This is a genomic window from Clostridium drakei (genome assembly GCF_000633595.2).
Taxonomy (GTDB): domain Bacteria; phylum Bacillota; class Clostridia; order Clostridiales; family Clostridiaceae; genus Clostridium_AM; species Clostridium_AM drakei.
In genome coordinates, this window is the sequence record NZ_JIBU02000038.1 from 22,809 (window position 1) to 39,951 (window position 17,143).

A 17,143-nucleotide genomic window follows, 5' to 3' on the forward strand; every position below is an offset into this window, starting at 1 on the left:
CAGTTTAATTATAAGTTTTTGAAATATTAAATAATTGCTTTTAGATTAATTTGTAAAAGTTAGTTATTATAATTTTAGTATAAATTAAGAAGGAGAAGATACTAATGATTAAATATAATTGGTGTGTATGTGATATGGATGGAACGTTGCTTAATTCAAAGGATAGTATATCAAAAGAAAATGAACAAGCATTGAAAAAAATTCAAAATATGGGGATTGAAGTTGTTATTGCTTCAGGAAGAGTTGATCTTTTAATGAAGTCTTTTATAAAACAGTTAAATTTAAAAGGCTATATTATATGCTGTAATGGTGGATTAATTAAAAATATAAAAACAGGAGAAGTTCTCTATTCAAAAATAATGAATAAAGCAGATGTAAAGAAAATTATAAATTATAGTATAAGAAATAATGTTGAATTTTTTATATATACTATTGATACTGTGTATTCTAGTAAAAATAATCCTAAGGCTAAAAAATATGAAATTTTAAATAAGTCATTTTCAGAGGATTTAACAATACCAATAAAGTATGTAAATGATGAAATCATAGAAAATTTAGATGAAATTGATGCTTTTAAAATTTTGCTTGTTTGTGAAGATAGTGATCAGGTTAAGCTAGCTGAAAGTGATTTTTCAGAAATTCATGATATTACAATGGTAAGTTCACTAAAGGGACTTTTAGATATTATGGCATCAAATACTTCAAAAGGGAATGGACTTAAAATTTTATCTGAAAAGTTAGATTTAGATTTAAGTAAAGTTATTGCTTTTGGAGATAATTATAATGATATTGAGATGTTTAGACAAGTAGGAATGCCTATAGCTATGGGAAATGCAGTTGATAAGGTTAAATCAGAAGCTAAATATGTAACTAAATCAAATGATGAGTCTGGTATAGCTTATGCAATTAATAAGTTTATATTGGAAAAATAAATATTTTATTATAGTAGTAGATAAGTACCAATGGGATGTAATTACTGTTGGTACTTTTTTGTGTAAAATTTTGGTTGATGACTATTGATAAAAAAGTAAATTAATTCTAAGATATTATTATAAAAAATTAAAAATTAGAATAATATAAGTATGTTTATAGGTAAATTTAATTTGTGCTATAATGCCCGCAAAATAGACTTGATATAAAATAAGATAGTAAGGGGGATAACATGGTAGAAAATTTATTGGACCATAAAAAAATTTTAGAATGTTTATTGGAAAATTTAGATGAAGGAATTCAAATTGTAGATTCTACAGGTAAAACTATATATTATAATCAGGTAATGGGTAAGGTGGAAGGAATAAATCCTAATGAAGTTTTAGGAAAGCGTGTTAATGAATATCTATCAGATGTAAAGGAAGATACATCAACTCTTATGAAAGTATTAAAAAGTGGAGAAAAAATTGTAGATTTAATTCAACAGTATAGTAATGAATACAAGAAAAAGGTTACGACTATAAATACTACTGTACCTGTGACATGTGATGGTAAAAATGCAGCAGCAATTGAAATATCTAAAGACATGACAAGGTTAAAGGAACTTACTGAATATATATATAAACTACAAGGAAATGATACAAAAGTAAAAAAAAGGTTTAACTTTAAAGATATAATTACTAATAGTGATAAGATGAAGGAAATAGTGAAAAAAGCCAAAAGATCCAGTTTGTCAAATTCATCAGTTTTAATATATGCAGAAACAGGGTCAGGAAAAGAAGTAATGGCTCAAAGTATTCACTATGGTGGGATAAGAAATAATAACCCTTTTATACCAATTAATTGTGCTGCAATACCAGCAGCTTTACTTGAAGGAATGATGTTTGGAACAACAAAAGGTAGTTTTACAGGGGCGGAAAATAAAAAGGGATTATTTGAAGAAGCAAATCATGGAACTATTTTGTTAGATGAAATTAATTCAATGGAACCATATCTTCAATCTAAACTTTTAAGAGTACTTCAAGATGGATACATAAGACCAATTGGAAGCAATAAACCTATAGATATAGATGTAAGAATAATAGCTACATTAAACGAAGAACCTGAGGAACTTGTGAAATCAGGAAAACTTAGAAAAGACTTTTATTATAGATTAAGTGTAATAAAATTAAGAATACCACCACTAAGGGAGAGAAAAGAAGATATACCTATTTTAGCTAATAAATTTCTTAAAGAATGCAATGATATTATGGGGAAAAATATAGAAAGAATACATGAAGATTTAATGGAAAAGTTTTTAAAGTATAACTGGCCTGGAAACATAAGAGAACTTAGAAATGTAATTGAATCTGCTGTAAATATGTCAGATGATACTTCTGTTTTGAATTGTAACAATTTTGAATCTAAAATTTTTAATAAATCAATAAGTGGGCTGTATGAAGATTTTAATATAGATAACTGTGAAAAAATTGATTTAGAAAAATATATAGGCAGCATAGAAAAGAATGTAATTGAAAAGGTGCTTAAAAAAAATAATTATAATGTAAGTAAAACTTCTAGGCAATTAAATATTTCAAGACAAAATTTACAGTATAAATTAAAAAAGCACAATATTAAGCATGAGGGAGAGTAGTAAAGAAAGTACTACTATATCTTTATAATGAATATTTTTAAAATTTTTCATTAAAATGTGTTTTCAATATAAAAGTTTATAAAAACTAGTATGTACAATAGAAGCATATATACATACTAGTTTTTATTTGTTATGTTAAAAATGAATAAATATTCAAAAAAATTAATTAATTAATGCAATAGCAAAATAATTTGTCACATGTAAAAAAATTTTGCACATGGCTATATTAATTGTAAATATTAGACAACATCTATTTAATACCAATTTGAGTAAATATATAGCAAGAAATTTTGCTGATTATTTTATACAAATTAATTTTTAAGCTATATAAATAGAGGATTTCAGCATATGGCACACTGTTTGCTTTATATATTAACGAGACCAATGGAAAACAAAAGTTCCATTTGATACATACAAAATTATATTTATGGTAGGTGAAGAAGTATGATAAAAAAAGGTACATGGGTTGAGGTTGAGGAGATCGTATTGATACCTGAGGAAAGAGCTAAAAATATACCAGAAGAAACCAAAAAAACTCCTCTTAAATGTTGGATAAGGGGAAATTGTTTAAATGATTGTAAGTTAGGCGATGAAGTAAATGTTGAAACAAATGTAGGAAGAATAGCTCGAGGGAAGGTAGTAGATGTAGAACCAGGTTATTACCATTCCTTTGGAAGATATATTAGTGAACTGGGTTACATAGGAAAACAAGCCAGAGATATGATCAAGTAAGTACACTACCTTGCGAGAAAACGTTAACGGTAAAATAAAAGTTCATAATAGGAGGTCTATAAAGCATGAATAAATATGAAGAGCTTATGTTGAGAAAAAATGAAATTATGCTTAAATCTGTTGGCATTGATTTTGATAAATATGAAAATGAGGGACTTTCATTTAATTATGATGGTCTTATGAAGGATGTTGGATATTCTCTAGAAGAAATTAAAAAAATTCAAAAAGAAGTAGGAGTAGGTGATACACCATTATTAGAATTAAGAAATCTTACAAAATTGGCAAGGAAAGTATCTAAAACAAGAAAAGCAGCTAGAATATTTGTAAAAGATGAAAGCTGTAATCCATCTGGAAGCTTTAAAGATAGAAGAGCATCAGTATCTGTATACGATGCAATGAAGAGAGGATATAAAGGAGTAGCTGCAGCTACATCAGGAAATTATGGTGCAGCAGTGGCTTCACAAGCTAATATGAGAGGTCTTAAATGCATAATAGCTAATGAATGCTATGATTCAAGAAAAGTTGGTCAACCTGAAATATTGGAAAAGGGAAGAAAGTGTGAGGGATATGGTTCAGAAGTAGTTAGACTTACTGTAGGTCCTGAACTATTTTATACTTTTTTAAAAATACTTGAGGATACAGGATATTATAATGCATCATTATATTCATCTTATGGAGTGGCTGGTATAGAAACACTAGGTGTTGAAATAGCAGATCAGTGTAGAGAAAGGTTTGGAAAAGATCCTAAGGCTGTGGTTATAACTCATGCAGGTGGAGGTAATGTTACAGGAACGGCTAGAGGACTTATAAAATCAGGAGCAAAGGATACAAAAATAATAGGAGCATCTGTGGATTTAAGTGGTTTGCATATGGCATCAGATATAGCATTTAATAAAAAATCTTTTACAACAGGTCACACTGGTTTTGGAATACCATTTATGACTAATCCAGATAGATCAGATGTGCCAAGAAGTTCAGCAAGACCACTAAGATACATGGACAGATATGTGACAATAACACAAGGTGAGGTATTTTGGATGACCGAGCTTTTAGCTCAATTAGAAGGATTAGAAAGAGGACCTGCTGGAAACACTTCATTAGCATCGGCCTTTGTAATTGCTCAGGAATACGAGGATGACGACATAATAGTGGTCCAAGAAACTGAATATACAGGAGCAGGCAAAAGTCCCATAGCACAACTTAACTTTGCAAAAGAAAATGGCATTGAGGTTTTAGTAGGGGACCCAAAAGATCAAGTACCAGGTAAAAACATAATATTACCTTCTCATCCTGGATTAGTTACTGTAATTGATGAAAATATGGATAATTTAAGAAAATCTTATTTGAAAAATGCTTTTAAGAAAGTAAAAGAAAATAAAATTGGAAAAATAGATTTAAAATTTTTATGTAGTGAGACTAAATTCAGCAAAGAAAAGGTTGTAGAAGCATTAAATCAAAATAATATTGAAATAGAATAGAAGAGGTGAAGATTATGAAAAGGGAAGATGATTATGCAAAGAGAAGAGAGCATTTAAAAGGTTTAACAGATGAACAACTTTATGATAAATTTTGGAGCCTTACTTCTGAAATTGTAAAGCCTTTAGTTGATCTATCTTATCAATATACATCCCCAGCTATTGAACGTTCAGTACTTTTAAGAATGGGGTTTTCCAGTCTAGAAGCGCAGCCAATAGTTGAATATGGAACCAAGTGGAATTTATTGGGTAAAGGTATAGGAAATGTGGTTTTGACCTATGCAAAATTAAAAAATATGGATTACTTGAAAGCAGGAGAGGAATTATCCAAAGGAATAGGATGGAATTTAGTAATAGACAAAATGAAAGGCGGTGAAAAATAATGATTGAAAAATTAAAAGAAAATGAAAAGCTTAATGTAGAAGAAATATTAAAAGATTTAGATAAATATGAACCAAAGTGGAGAGGCTGGCATTGGAGAGAACCTTATAAAGAAGGAAAAGTTGGAGAATTTACCTATCATGAAATATCTAAACCTTTAAAAAATAGTGAACCTCTTCCTGCAGCAAGAAGTTTTAATGGAATAGACCCTCAACCAAAGGCTGTTATTACTACAGAGATAGCTTCAGGCAGATTTGAAGATGATTTAAGAAGGATGAGGATGGCAGCTTGGCACGGAGCTGATCACTTAATGGTTATAAGGACAGCAGGACAAAGCCATTATGATGGATTAATAGAAGGAACTCCAGAAGGAATAGGTGGTGTTCCTATTACAAGAAAAGAAGTTAGAGCTACAAGGAAAGCTATAGATTTAATAGAAGAAGAAGTGGGAAGAAAAATCAATTTTCATTCCTATGTGTCTGGTGTAGCGGGACCTGATATTGCAGTTATGTTTGCAGAAGAAGGTGTAAATGGAGCTCACCAAGATCCACAATATAATGTACTTTATAGAAATATAAATATGTATAGATCTTTTGTAGATGCTGCAGTAGCTAAAAAAATAATGGTATGGGCAGAGATGCTTCAAATAGATGGTGCACATAATGCCAATGCCACAGCTATGAAAGGTTATAATGTAATGCCTGAACTTATGGTTCAGCATGCTATAAATTCAAAGTTTTCAGAAATGATTGGGATGAAACCAGAGAATATATCACTTTCTACAGTACCACCAACATCAGCACCAGCTCCTTGCATGAGATATGATTTACCTTATGCAGTGGCTTTAAGACAATTATTTGATAGATACAAAATGAGAGCTCAAATGAACACTAAATATATAGAATCTTGTGAAAGAGAAGCTACAGTAGGACATACTTTGAATTTATTAATTTCAGAACTAACTTCGGTAGACATTCAAAGTACCATAACTCCAGATGAAGGAAGAAATGTTCCATGGCATTATAATAATATACATGCTGTAAATACAACAAAGCAATCATTTATAGCTATGGATGGACTAATGGACATGATAGAACTTAAGAAAACTGGATATTTACCTGAAAAAGTAAGAGAGCTTAAAGAAAGAGCAGTTCTGTTTTTAGAAGAAATGATAGAAGTTGGCGGATATTTTAAAGCAGTTGATAGTGGCTTCTTTATAGATTCAGGACAGTATCCAGAGAGAAATGGAGATGGCATTGCAAGAAAAATGGAAGGTGGAGATGCTGTAGGAACTATAGTAAAAAGAGAAGAAGATTATTTTGCACCAGTTTGTGCGCATTTTGGATATAACAATGTACCAAAGGAATATAAAAAACCTTGTGATGCTATACATGAATGCACTTTATGTAATCATTCAAAAATTAAATATATAGATGAATTAGATGAAAATGACAATGTATTTAAGAGAATGGAAAATGTAAAAGAAGATGGTACTATAGTACCTGAAGTTCAATGGTCTAAAGATGGATATTTGAAAGTTACTTTATGTTTACCTGAAAATGAACAAATTAGTGAAGCAGCAGCTATTGAAATGGGAAAGAGAATGAACTTAAAGGATGTAGAAATTATACACAAACAAGTACTTCAAAAATCTGAAGGAACTTTAGTTGAAATTAAAGGAGTATGTGATTTCAAAGCTGTGAAGAGAGATGAACTTACTCTTCCAAGAAGAAGAAAAACTCTTGCTCCAGATATAATGAGAGACTATGTAAAAGAACATCCTGTAAAAGTTGTTGCAGCTACTGTTGGAGAAGATGAACATTCTGTTGGATTAAGAGAAGTTATTGATATTAAACATGGTGGTGTAGAAAGATTTGGTATAGAGGCAATATATCTTGGAACTTCATGTCCTGTGGAAAAACTTGTAGACGCAGCTATAGAATCAAAGGCTCAAGCTATATTGTGCAGCACTATAATCACTCATAATGATGTGCACATAAAAAATATGCAAAAACTTCATGATTTATGTGTAGAAAAAGGTGTAAGAGATAAATTAATTCTTGTATCTGGCGGTACTCAAGTAACAGATGAAATAGCTAAAGCTCATGGCATGGATGTTGGTTTTGGAAGAGGTTCCAATGGAACAGATGTTGCATCTTTTATAATTAAAAAATTAATGGGACTTGATCCAGATGAAGAAGAATAATTTTTAAGGTAAAGCAGCAATTTGAATAGGAGGGACTTTTTATGAAAGTAGATTACTTGGTTGCTGAAATAGGCAGTACTACTACACTTGTAACAGCTTTTAATGTAAAGCACGACAACTTAGGAAAGATATTTGTAGATGCTCCTTTTCAGGGTAAAAGCTGTACTACAGTGTTGGAGGGCGATGTAACTATTGGGCTAGAAAATGCAGTAAAAGATATAGAAAACAAAATAAAAGAACCTCTCACATGGGAAAAAATGCTGGCTACTAGTAGTGCTGCAGGAGGACTTAAAATAACAGTTCATGGTCTTATGGAACAGATGACAGTTAGAGCAGCTAAAGAAGCAGCATTAGGTGCTGGTGGCATAATAAAAATGGTTACTTCAGGAAAAATGAGGCAAATAGATTTAAAAAGGATACGTAAAATTAATCCCAATATGATAATGATTGCAGGTGGCACAGACTATGGTGAGAGGGAAACAGCTATTTACAATGCAGAACTTATAAGTGCGGAAAAGTTTAACAAACCTATAGTTTATTGTGGAAATATTGAAAATAGAGAAGAAATAAAAGAAATATTTAAGGGCCAGGAACTTTATATTATTGATAATGTTTATCCTAGAGTAGATGAATTAAATGTAGAACCTGCAAGAAAAATAATACAAGAGGCTTTTGAAAAAAATATTGTAAAAGCTTCAGGTATGAACAAAATAAAGAGCATGGTAAATGGAAGTATAATGCCAACTCCTGGTGCAGTTATGGAGAGCGCAAAAATACTTTATGATATCATAGGAGATTTAGTTGTTTTAGATGTAGGGGGAGCTACTACAGATGTCCATTCTGTAACTGATGGAAGTGCAGTAGTTTTAGATATGTTAATAAGTCCTGAACCTAAAGCCAAAAGAACAGTGGAAGGTGATCTGGGGGTTTTTGTAAATAGCAAAAATGTAATAGATTTACTGGATATTAGAGAACTTGGTGAGCTTAACAAGGATTATATATCACAGCATATAAAAGCTATACCAGAGGAAGAAGAAGATATAAAGGCAAGTTTAGTGCTTACAAAAAAAGCAGTGGAAATGGCTGTAAATAGACATGTAGGAACCATAAAAAGAAAATATGGTGGAGAAAGTGGTTTTGCAGCTTATGGCAAAGATTTATCTCAAGTGAAATATATTATAGGAACTGGAGGGGCACTTACAAGGCTTCCAGATGGAGAAAAAAATCTTTTAGGTATAAGGTTTTTAGAAGATGATGTTACTATGATGCCTAGAAAAGGTGCTAAAGCATTAATAGATAAGGAATACATTATGGCTTCTGCAGGGGTTCTAAGTAAAGATAATAGAGAGGCTGCAGAAGCTCTTTTGAAGCAAAGCTTGAATATCAATGAATCTATGAAAGTTGAAAATTTTTAAATATTAATAAAAAAGGAGAATTTGTTTATGAAAAGGGAATACCCTTGTGTAGAAATAGATTTGTGCAAAATAACGCATAATGCAAAGACAATTCTATCAATGTGCAGTAAAAAAGGTATTGAGGTGGTTGGGGTAACTAAAGTGTTTTGTGCTGAATTATCTGTAGTACAGGCAATGCTAAAAGGAGGAATTAAACACTTTGGTGATTCTAGAATACAAAATTTAATAAGCATGAAAGATATACATTGTAAAAAAACACTTTTAAGAATTTCAATGGAAAGTGAAGCGGAAGAAGTAGTTAAATATAGTGATATAAGTCTTAATTCTGAATTACAAACTATTAAAGTTTTATCAGAAGCAGCTGAAAGCACTAATAAAGTTCATAACATTATACTTATGGTTGATGTAGGTGATTTAAGAGAAGGTGTACTTGTTAAAGATGTTATTGAAACCGTTAGAGAAATATTAAAGCTTAGTAATATAAAATTAATAGGGTTAGGAACTAATGTTACCTGTTATGGAGGAATACTTCCTGATGAAAGGAATTTAGGTAAATTAGTAGAGTTAAAAAAAGATATAAAAAAGATTTTTAATATAGAGCTTCCAATAATTTCAGGGGGGAATTCTAGCAGTATTTATATGGTAATGAATAACACTATACCAAAAGAAATTAACCAACTAAGAATAGGAGAAGGAATTGCATTAGGAAAGGAAACAGCTTTTGGAAAACCTATAGATAATTGCTATGATGATGCCTTTGTACTTAAAGGAGAAATAGTAGAAGTTAAAGAAAAGCCTACGGTTCCTACAGGAGAAATAGGAAGGGATGCTTTTGGTGAAAAACCTCATTTTAAAGATATGGGAATACGTAAAAGAGCTATTGTAGCTGTAGGAAGGCAGGATATAAAGGTAGATGGACTTATACCTTTAGATAAAAATATAAGTATTTTTGGTGCAAGTAGCGATCATTTAATTTTAGATATTACAGATAGTTCAAGAGATCTTGAAGTTGGAGACATAGTAAAATTCAAGATGGACTATGGATGTGTTCTGGCCGCTATGACTTCGCAATATGTGAAAAAGTATTACGCAAATGAATTAGCAATGTCTAGTATATAGAAATGGAGTTGCTAAAGATAAAATAAAAAAATTTTATTGTAGGAGGAATTTTTTATGAAAAGAAAAGTAAAAGTGGTAACCTGGGGTTTAGGCTCTATGGGAAGTGGAATAGCTAAAATGATATTAGGGAAAAAAGGGTTTACTATAGTTGGTGCTATTGATATGGACCCTAATAAAGTAGGTAAAAAGCTTTGCAATATTTTAGATTTAGAAGAAAATGAAGATAATTGTTGTATAGTTACGGATAAGCCCGAACAGGTTATTAAAAAGGGCTTTGCAGATGTATGTATGATAGCTACAGCTTCATTTACAAAAGTAGTATTTCCTTTAATAAAAATGGCAGCAGAGGCTGGTATGAATGTTGTAACTACAGCTGAAGAAATGTCATATCCAAAGGCTTTAGATCCAGAGTTATCTGAGAAAATGGACAAAATAGCAAAAGCAAATAATGCCTCTATATTAGGAACTGGTGTAAATCCTGGCTTTATTATGGATCTAATTGTTATTGCACTAACTGGTGTTTGTGACAAAGTCGATAATATAAATGTATCTAGAATAAATGATTTAGCTTGCTTCGGTAAAGCTGTTATGGTGGAACAAGGCATAGGACTTAAAAAAGAAGAGTTTATAGAAGGAGTAAAAAATGATACTGTAGCTGGACATGTTGGTTTTTTACAATCCTTTGGAATGTTTGAAGAAGCTTTTAATGTTAAATTCAATGATATAAGACAAGAAAAGGAACCAATTCTTACAACTGTTCCACGTTCTACAGAAATAGTATCAGTTAAATCTGGTGATGTAGCAGGTTGCAGACAGCTAGGATATGCTTCTTTAGGAGATAAGATATTTATTAAAATGGAGCACCCTCAACAAATAAGACCAGAGATTGAGAATGTTGACACAGGGGACTATATAACAATAAATGGAGATCCTAAAATAGATCTTCAAATAAAGCCAGAAATTCCAGGAGGCATTGCTACTATAGCTATATGTGTTAATATGATTCCGCTTGTAATGAATTCTACACCTGGACTAAAAACTATGCTAGATTTACCATTACCAAGAGCAATTATAGGCGATGTACGAGATCTAGTCAATGATAGATAATAAGTGCAATTTGTTATATGTGGAAATAATTATTATTAAATAAAAGTTAATTTGGATGAAGTTTCATTTAGTAATGAATAAATTTGTGTAAACTTCATCTGAATTTTACTACAATTTATTAGTTAAATAGAAAATCATTAATTTTTTAGCTTTAGGCTAAATTTTCAGAAAAATCATAAAAAAGATATAAAACGAATAAAAAATTTCATTATATGCCTATAGATTATGGTGAATAAAAAAGAGCTGTTAGAGAGTTGGCAAGCTAAGTGCTGTAACTAATCACCTTGATTTAAACCTTTCTTACTCCCTAAAATTTTATCAAAGTAAGTTTTGGAAAATTATACACTTAAAACTAAAATGATATAAATATACAAAATAACTTGTATATGTAATCATTGATAATGAAAAGTTTAATAAAATAAAAATAAAAAAACTGAGGGGGATTATCTAATGAATTTATTTAGGAAGAGGAGTGTAGAAGACTTTAAAGCGATAGCAGAGGGGAGTGGTTTAAAAAGAAAATTAACAGCTTTCGATATAGCAGCTCTTGGCGTTGGATCAGTAATAGGAACAGGTATATTTGTGGCAACAGGTCAAGGATCTCAATTAGCAGGTCCAGCAATAATAATGTCATATGTAATAGCTGCCATAACAAGTGCATTGTGTGCTCTTACTTATGCAGAACTTGCTACTATGTTTCCTGTTTCAGGTAGTACTTACTCTTATGCTTATGTGGCTTTTGGTGAAATTGTAGCATGGATTATAGGATGGAATTTGATTTTAGAATATCTTGTTGTTTCAGCAACTATTGCATCAGGATGGTCATCAACTTTAGTAGGAATCTTTGAAGCTTATAATATACATCTACCTAAAATGTTTATAAATTCTCCACTGGCTGGTGGCATAATAGATTTGCCAGCGGTTATAATCATGGCTATTGTAACTTCTTTACTTTATATTGGAGTATCAGAAAGTGCCAAAGTAAATAATGTTATAGTTATAATAAAAGTAAGTGTAATAATTATATTTATAGCTCTTGGGGTAACCCATATAAATCCGGCAAACTATCATCCATTTTCACCTTATGGATTTAAGGGAATAATGTCAGGTGCAGCAATTATATTCTTTGCGTATATTGGATTTGATGCGGTGTCTACTGCTGCAGAGGAGACTGTTAATCCTAAAAGAGATATTCCTCTTGGATTAACTATTTGTATGATTGTAATTATTATCTTGTATATAGCTGTTTCTTTTACACTTACAGGAATGGTTCCATATAAAGAGATAGATGTAAATAATGCTCTTCCAGCTGCATTAAGACGAATAGGAATTAACTGGGGTTCAGCATTAGTTGCTGTAGGAGCTATTATAGGAATGATATCTGCTCTTATTGTAACTACATATGGTCAAGTAAGAATATTTATGGCCATGTCAAGAGATGGATTAATACCAAAGTCTTTTGCTAAAATATCAGGAAAATACGGTACACCTGGAAAATGTACCATAATGACAGGAGTCGTAACAGCTATTATAGGAGGCCTTTTACCATTAACTATACTTATGGATCTGTGTAATATAGGTACTTTATCTGCTTTTGTGGTTGTATCAATAGGTGTTATTGTTTTAAGAAAAACTATGCCTGATATTGAAAGAAAGTTTAAGTGTCCAGGAGTACCTTTTACACCTGTATTAACAGTAATTTTTTGTATTTACTTAATGGCAAGTCTACCTGTAGTTACTTGGATTAGGTTTGCAATATGGACATTAATTGGTGTTTCAATTTATTTCATATATAGCAGAAAACATAGCACATTAAATAATAGACAAAATATTGATAAACAGGTGGAAAAATTTTGAAAATAATATTATATTGAGCTTTCTAAATTAGTATGAGTTTGAATTGTTAGCTAAAACTATTTTTATAGTTTTAGCTTTTATATATTCATAGCTGTAAATAGAAGAATTTATGAAAAAATTAAAAATAAAAATCTGTCTTCTTTAATATTTTTCAAGTTTACCATCTATGAAAGTTTATTAGCTAGTTCAATTTGTGTAAAATTATTAAGGAATATCTGCCACTTATATTTTTAAGTAATATGAGAAAACTACATGTATATGCTAATAAAAGTAAAGCTTGCTTAAGCATATAGTCATGAAGTTAAATTTACTTTTCTAAAGGAGGTAATTATTAATGGCACATGAAAAACGAGAAATAGAAGAACATTCAGGTGGCAGCAATCTTATGCATTGGATAGGAAGACTCATAGCAGTTGCAGTTATTTTGGCAATAACGTCATTTTTGACACCAGGTTTTACAATTGTTGGTTTATGGTCATTCTTATTAGCCGCAGTTGTGATAATTGTAATAGATTATTTAGTAGAATCTTTTATGGGCGTTGATGCATCACCTTTTGGAAAAGGACTTAAAGGATTTATTATTGCTGCTATAATAATATATTTAACACAATTTTTAGTTCCTAATATGAGAGTATCTATAATGGGTTCAATATTAGCAGCCATAGTTATTGGAATATTAGATGCTGTATTTCCAGGTAGAGCTATGTAATTTAGCTTTTTATTAATATATAGTTTTAAATGCAATAGCAGTTTAAAGAATAGGCAGCCATATCAAAATCCGAGGATTTATATGGCTGCTTAATTTATAAAATAAAAAAATATTGACAAAGTATTGTAAAAGAAGTAATATGAATATATGAACAGATAAACATATGAACAAGTGAACAACTTAATATATTAGGAGGAGCATATGGAAAATAAAAATAATATTGAAGTTTGTAATTGTAACGTAATACATGAGAATGTAATAAATGAAGTTAAGAAAAGCATACCTGAAGAGGAAAAGCTATATGATTTAGCAGAATTTTTTAAGGTTTATGGTGATACCACAAGAATAAAGATAATATGTGCACTATTTCAAGCAGAAATGTGTGTATGTGATATAGCAGCTTTATTTTCAATGACTCAATCTGCAATATCACATCAATTAAGGGTACTTAAACAAGCAAGATTAGTAAAGTTTAGAAAAGAAGGTAAAGTTGTATATTATTCTCTTGATGATGAACATGTAAAACATATTTTTGACCAAGGATTACTTCATATTAATGAAAGATAAATTGAAGGTGGTGTTAAAATGGCAACTGTAATAAAAAAAGGGAAGATACCAAATAGGACTATTAAAATTCCCCAAAAAAATATAAAAGGTAAATTAAGAAAAGAGTTTATATTAGAGGGGTTGGGTTGTGCAAATTGTGCAGCCAAGATGGAAAGAAATATAAGTAGAATAAAAGGTGTTACAAATGTTTCTGTAGATTTTATGAGAAAGTCTTTGGCATTAGAAATTGAAGAGGTAAGTAGAACTGATGAGCTTATTGCAGCGGCTGAAAAAATTGTAAAAAATATTGAATCACAAGTTATTATGAAAGAGAAGATGTTAAATAAAGAATTGTCTAAAGAGAAAGTGCATGATAATGAGGAACATGATCATAATCATGGGGAAGGACTAAACAAGAAGGAATTAATCCAATTATCCATTGGTACAGCAATATTTGTAATTGCAACTGTTTTTGAATTTAATTTTTGGACAGAAGCTGTACTATATATTATAAGTTATATTTTAATAGGTGGAGAAGTAGTATTAAAGGCTTTAAGAAATATAACAAAGGGACAAATATTTGATGAGAATTTTTTGATGAGTATTGCAACTATTGGAGCTTTTTCAATTCAACAGTTTCCAGAAGCTGTAGCAGTTATGTTATTTTATCAAGTAGGAGAATTGTTTCAAGATGCGGCTGTAAATAATTCTAGAAAATCTATTTCATCACTTATGAACATTCGTCCCGATTTTGCTAATTTGAAACTGAATGATGAAGTAAAGAAAGTTAAGCCAGAAGAAGTAAATATAGGAGATCTAATTGTTGTAGCACCAGGTGAAAAAGTACCGTTAGATGGAACTATAGTAGAAGGAAAATCAATGCTAGATACTTCTGCATTAACAGGTGAATCTGTTCCAAGAGAAGCCATAGCAGGTGATACAATATTAGGTGGATTTATTAATAAAAATGGTCTTTTAACTATTAAAGTTACAAAAGAATTTTCAGAATCTACAGTAGCTAAAATATTAAATTTAGTAGAAAATGCAAGTAGTAAAAAAGCACCAACAGAAAAATTCATAACTAAGTTTGCTAGATATTATACTCCAGTTGTGGTTATATCAGCTGTTTTATTAGCTCTCATTCCACCTTTGGTAATTAGTGACGCAAGTTTTTCTGAATGGATATATAGAGCTTTAGTATTTTTAGTAGTTTCTTGTCCTTGTGCATTGGTAATATCAATACCACTTGGTTTCTTTGGAGGTATAGGTGGAGCATCTAAGAATGGAATTCTTATAAAGGGTGGTAATTACCTAGAAGCTTTAAACAATGTAGAAATGGTTGTTTTTGATAAGACAGGAACTCTTACAAAGGGAACATTTAAGGTTACTGAAATTAGATCTTTTAATGAAATATCCAAGGAAGAAGTATTAGAGTATGCTGCTTTTGCAGAAAGTTATTCTAATCATCCAATAGCTACTTCAATATTAAAAGCCTATGGAAAAGAAATAAGTAAAAATGATATGAAGAACTATGAGGAAATATCAGGATATGGCATTAAAGCAGAAATAAGAGGAAAAGAAGTGTTGTGTGGAAATGCTAAATTAATGGAAAGAGAAAAAATACATTATGATGCCATAGACACTTTTGGAACAGTAGTATGTATAGCTATTGATAAAAAATATGCAGGATATATTGTTATATCCGATGAAATAAAAGAAGATTCAAAAATGGCGATACAGGGATTAAAGTCAATAGGAATTAAAAAGACTATCATGCTAACAGGTGATAATAAAGTTGTAGGTTCAAAAGTTGGACAAGAATTAGGAGTAGATGAAGTTTATTCTGAACTTCTTCCACAGGATAAGGTTGAAAAACTTGAAAATTTAGAAAAACAAAAATCATCAAAGGGAAAGCTTGTTTTCGTTGGAGATGGAATTAACGATGCACCAGTACTTGCAAGAGCAGATATAGGTATAGCAATGGGAGGTTTAGGATCGGATGCAGCAATAGAAGCAGCAGATGTAGTAATTATGACTGATGAACCTTCTAAAATCGTAAGTGCTATAAAGATAGCAAAAAGAACAAAGACCATTGTAATGCAAAATATAGTTTTTGCATTAGGGGTTAAAGCAATAATCCTAGTATTAGGAGCTTTAGGAATCGCAAATATGTGGGAAGCTGTATTTGGAGATGTAGGCGTAGCAGTAATTGCAATTCTAAATTCTATGAGAGTATTGAAAGTGAAAAAATAATGAAAGAGAACAATGCAGTGGAAGTTTGAATTTTAACTTTTACTCCGTGATATATGTTAAGTGTTTCATCACGGCTAAATGTTTCTAATTATTCTAAAGCTCAAAGTTTGTGAAAACCTAAGAACTTTGTCAAACTCGGTTCCCTCAAACAGGACTAAAGTTCTAAGGCTTTCACAAACTGTTCGCTAAGAATAATAAGAAACAATTTAGCTAATGTGATGAAACACTTAACATATATCACTGCATAAAAGTTAAAATTCGAACTAGTAGCTTCAAGTGTACACATCTAATTGCATTATTAAAATAGTTTAAATATATATGAATTAGGTAATAAGTATTATGAAAGTTGCTTATTAGTGCATTGAGTGTACACATAATACATTATCGCGGAGCCTGCAAAATAGTAATTTATTTAAAAATGAATAAGATATAAATTACAATTGAGTGTATTAAAACATAGATAAATAATACTGATGGGGTAATTCTCATCAGTATTATTTTTGCTTATAATCTCTTTTTTAGTTTATGTAAAAGGATGAAAGTTTTTTTAAAATAGTGAATGTTATTATGAGTAGCCGTGTGCGGGAAAGCCGCACGTAAGGATTCTGTGAGGAGCTTAACATTGTGAGGGGTAAGTCTACTCGACTAGAGTTAAGTAGTATAAATGGTGGACATACTTAAAACCACCTTACAAGGCAAGTCCACCTTTGTTGGTGTTGTGATTTCTAGGATGCATTAAGTATAATCAATAGGTTTAAATATATATAGGTATAATTTTAA

13 protein-coding genes are annotated in these 17,143 nt (G+C 30.6%); all 13 read left to right on the top strand.

The window, feature by feature from the left end:
* Nucleotides 1-104: 104 nt before the first annotated feature.
* The 13 genes from EG57_RS0217990 (at nucleotide 105) to EG57_RS0218050 (ending at nucleotide 16,363) form a co-directional block, all read left to right on the top strand.
* A complete protein-coding gene (locus EG57_RS0217990) occupies nucleotides 105-932 on the top strand; it encodes a Cof-type HAD-IIB family hydrolase (protein ID WP_032078530.1) in 828 nt (275 codons plus the stop codon).
* Nucleotides 933-1,162: 230 nt separating this feature from the next.
* Entirely contained in the window at nucleotides 1,163-2,563 is a 1,401-nt protein-coding gene (locus EG57_RS0217995; protein WP_032078531.1) for a sigma-54 interaction domain-containing protein, read from the top strand.
* A 444-nt stretch (nucleotides 2,564-3,007) separates the two neighbouring features.
* Nucleotides 3,008-3,295, top strand: a complete 288-nt coding sequence (ortA, locus tag EG57_RS0218000) for a 2-amino-4-oxopentanoate thiolase subunit OrtA (protein ID WP_032078532.1) — start codon at nucleotides 3,008-3,010, stop codon at nucleotides 3,293-3,295.
* A gap of 65 nt (nucleotides 3,296-3,360) precedes the next feature.
* A complete protein-coding gene (gene ortB / locus EG57_RS0218005) occupies nucleotides 3,361-4,773 on the top strand; it encodes a 2-amino-4-oxopentanoate thiolase subunit OrtB (protein ID WP_032078533.1) in 1,413 nt (470 codons plus the stop codon).
* Between the two features lie 14 nt (nucleotides 4,774-4,787).
* A complete protein-coding gene (locus tag EG57_RS0218010) occupies nucleotides 4,788-5,153 on the top strand; it encodes an ornithine aminomutase subunit alpha (protein WP_032078534.1) in 366 nt (121 codons plus the stop codon).
* The gene (gene oraE / locus EG57_RS0218015) at nucleotides 5,153-7,357 is read left to right on the top strand and encodes a D-ornithine 4,5-aminomutase subunit OraE (protein ID WP_032078535.1); all 2,205 of its coding nucleotides are present in this window, start codon (nucleotides 5,153-5,155) and stop codon (nucleotides 7,355-7,357) included. The genes EG57_RS0218010 and oraE overlap by 1 nt, the downstream gene beginning before the upstream one ends.
* A gap of 41 nt (nucleotides 7,358-7,398) precedes the next feature.
* On the top strand, nucleotides 7,399-8,772 hold the full coding sequence (locus EG57_RS0218020; protein WP_032078536.1) for a GlmL-related ornithine degradation protein: 1,374 nt from the start codon (nucleotides 7,399-7,401) through the stop codon (nucleotides 8,770-8,772).
* Nucleotides 8,773-8,799: 27 nt separating this feature from the next.
* On the top strand, nucleotides 8,800-9,891 hold the full coding sequence (gene orr, locus EG57_RS0218025; protein WP_032078537.1) for an ornithine racemase Orr: 1,092 nt from the start codon (nucleotides 8,800-8,802) through the stop codon (nucleotides 9,889-9,891).
* A gap of 54 nt (nucleotides 9,892-9,945) precedes the next feature.
* A complete protein-coding gene (ord, locus tag EG57_RS0218030) occupies nucleotides 9,946-10,998 on the top strand; it encodes a 2,4-diaminopentanoate dehydrogenase (protein ID WP_032078538.1) in 1,053 nt (350 codons plus the stop codon).
* A gap of 450 nt (nucleotides 10,999-11,448) precedes the next feature.
* Nucleotides 11,449-12,855 (top strand): amino acid permease, encoded by a 1,407-nt coding sequence (locus EG57_RS0218035; RefSeq protein WP_032078539.1) that lies wholly within the window; start codon nucleotides 11,449-11,451, stop codon nucleotides 12,853-12,855.
* A gap of 334 nt (nucleotides 12,856-13,189) precedes the next feature.
* Nucleotides 13,190-13,564, top strand: coding sequence for a phage holin family protein (locus tag EG57_RS0218040; protein WP_032078540.1), 375 nt, complete (start codon nucleotides 13,190-13,192; stop codon nucleotides 13,562-13,564).
* 201 nt (nucleotides 13,565-13,765) lie between these two features.
* Nucleotides 13,766-14,131, top strand: coding sequence for an ArsR/SmtB family transcription factor (locus EG57_RS0218045; protein WP_032078541.1), 366 nt, complete (start codon nucleotides 13,766-13,768; stop codon nucleotides 14,129-14,131).
* A gap of 18 nt (nucleotides 14,132-14,149) precedes the next feature.
* Nucleotides 14,150-16,363: a heavy metal translocating P-type ATPase gene (locus tag EG57_RS0218050; RefSeq protein WP_200880578.1), complete on the top strand. Its 2,214-nt coding sequence runs from the start codon at nucleotides 14,150-14,152 to the stop codon at nucleotides 16,361-16,363.
* Nucleotides 16,364-17,143 lie beyond the last annotated feature (780 nt).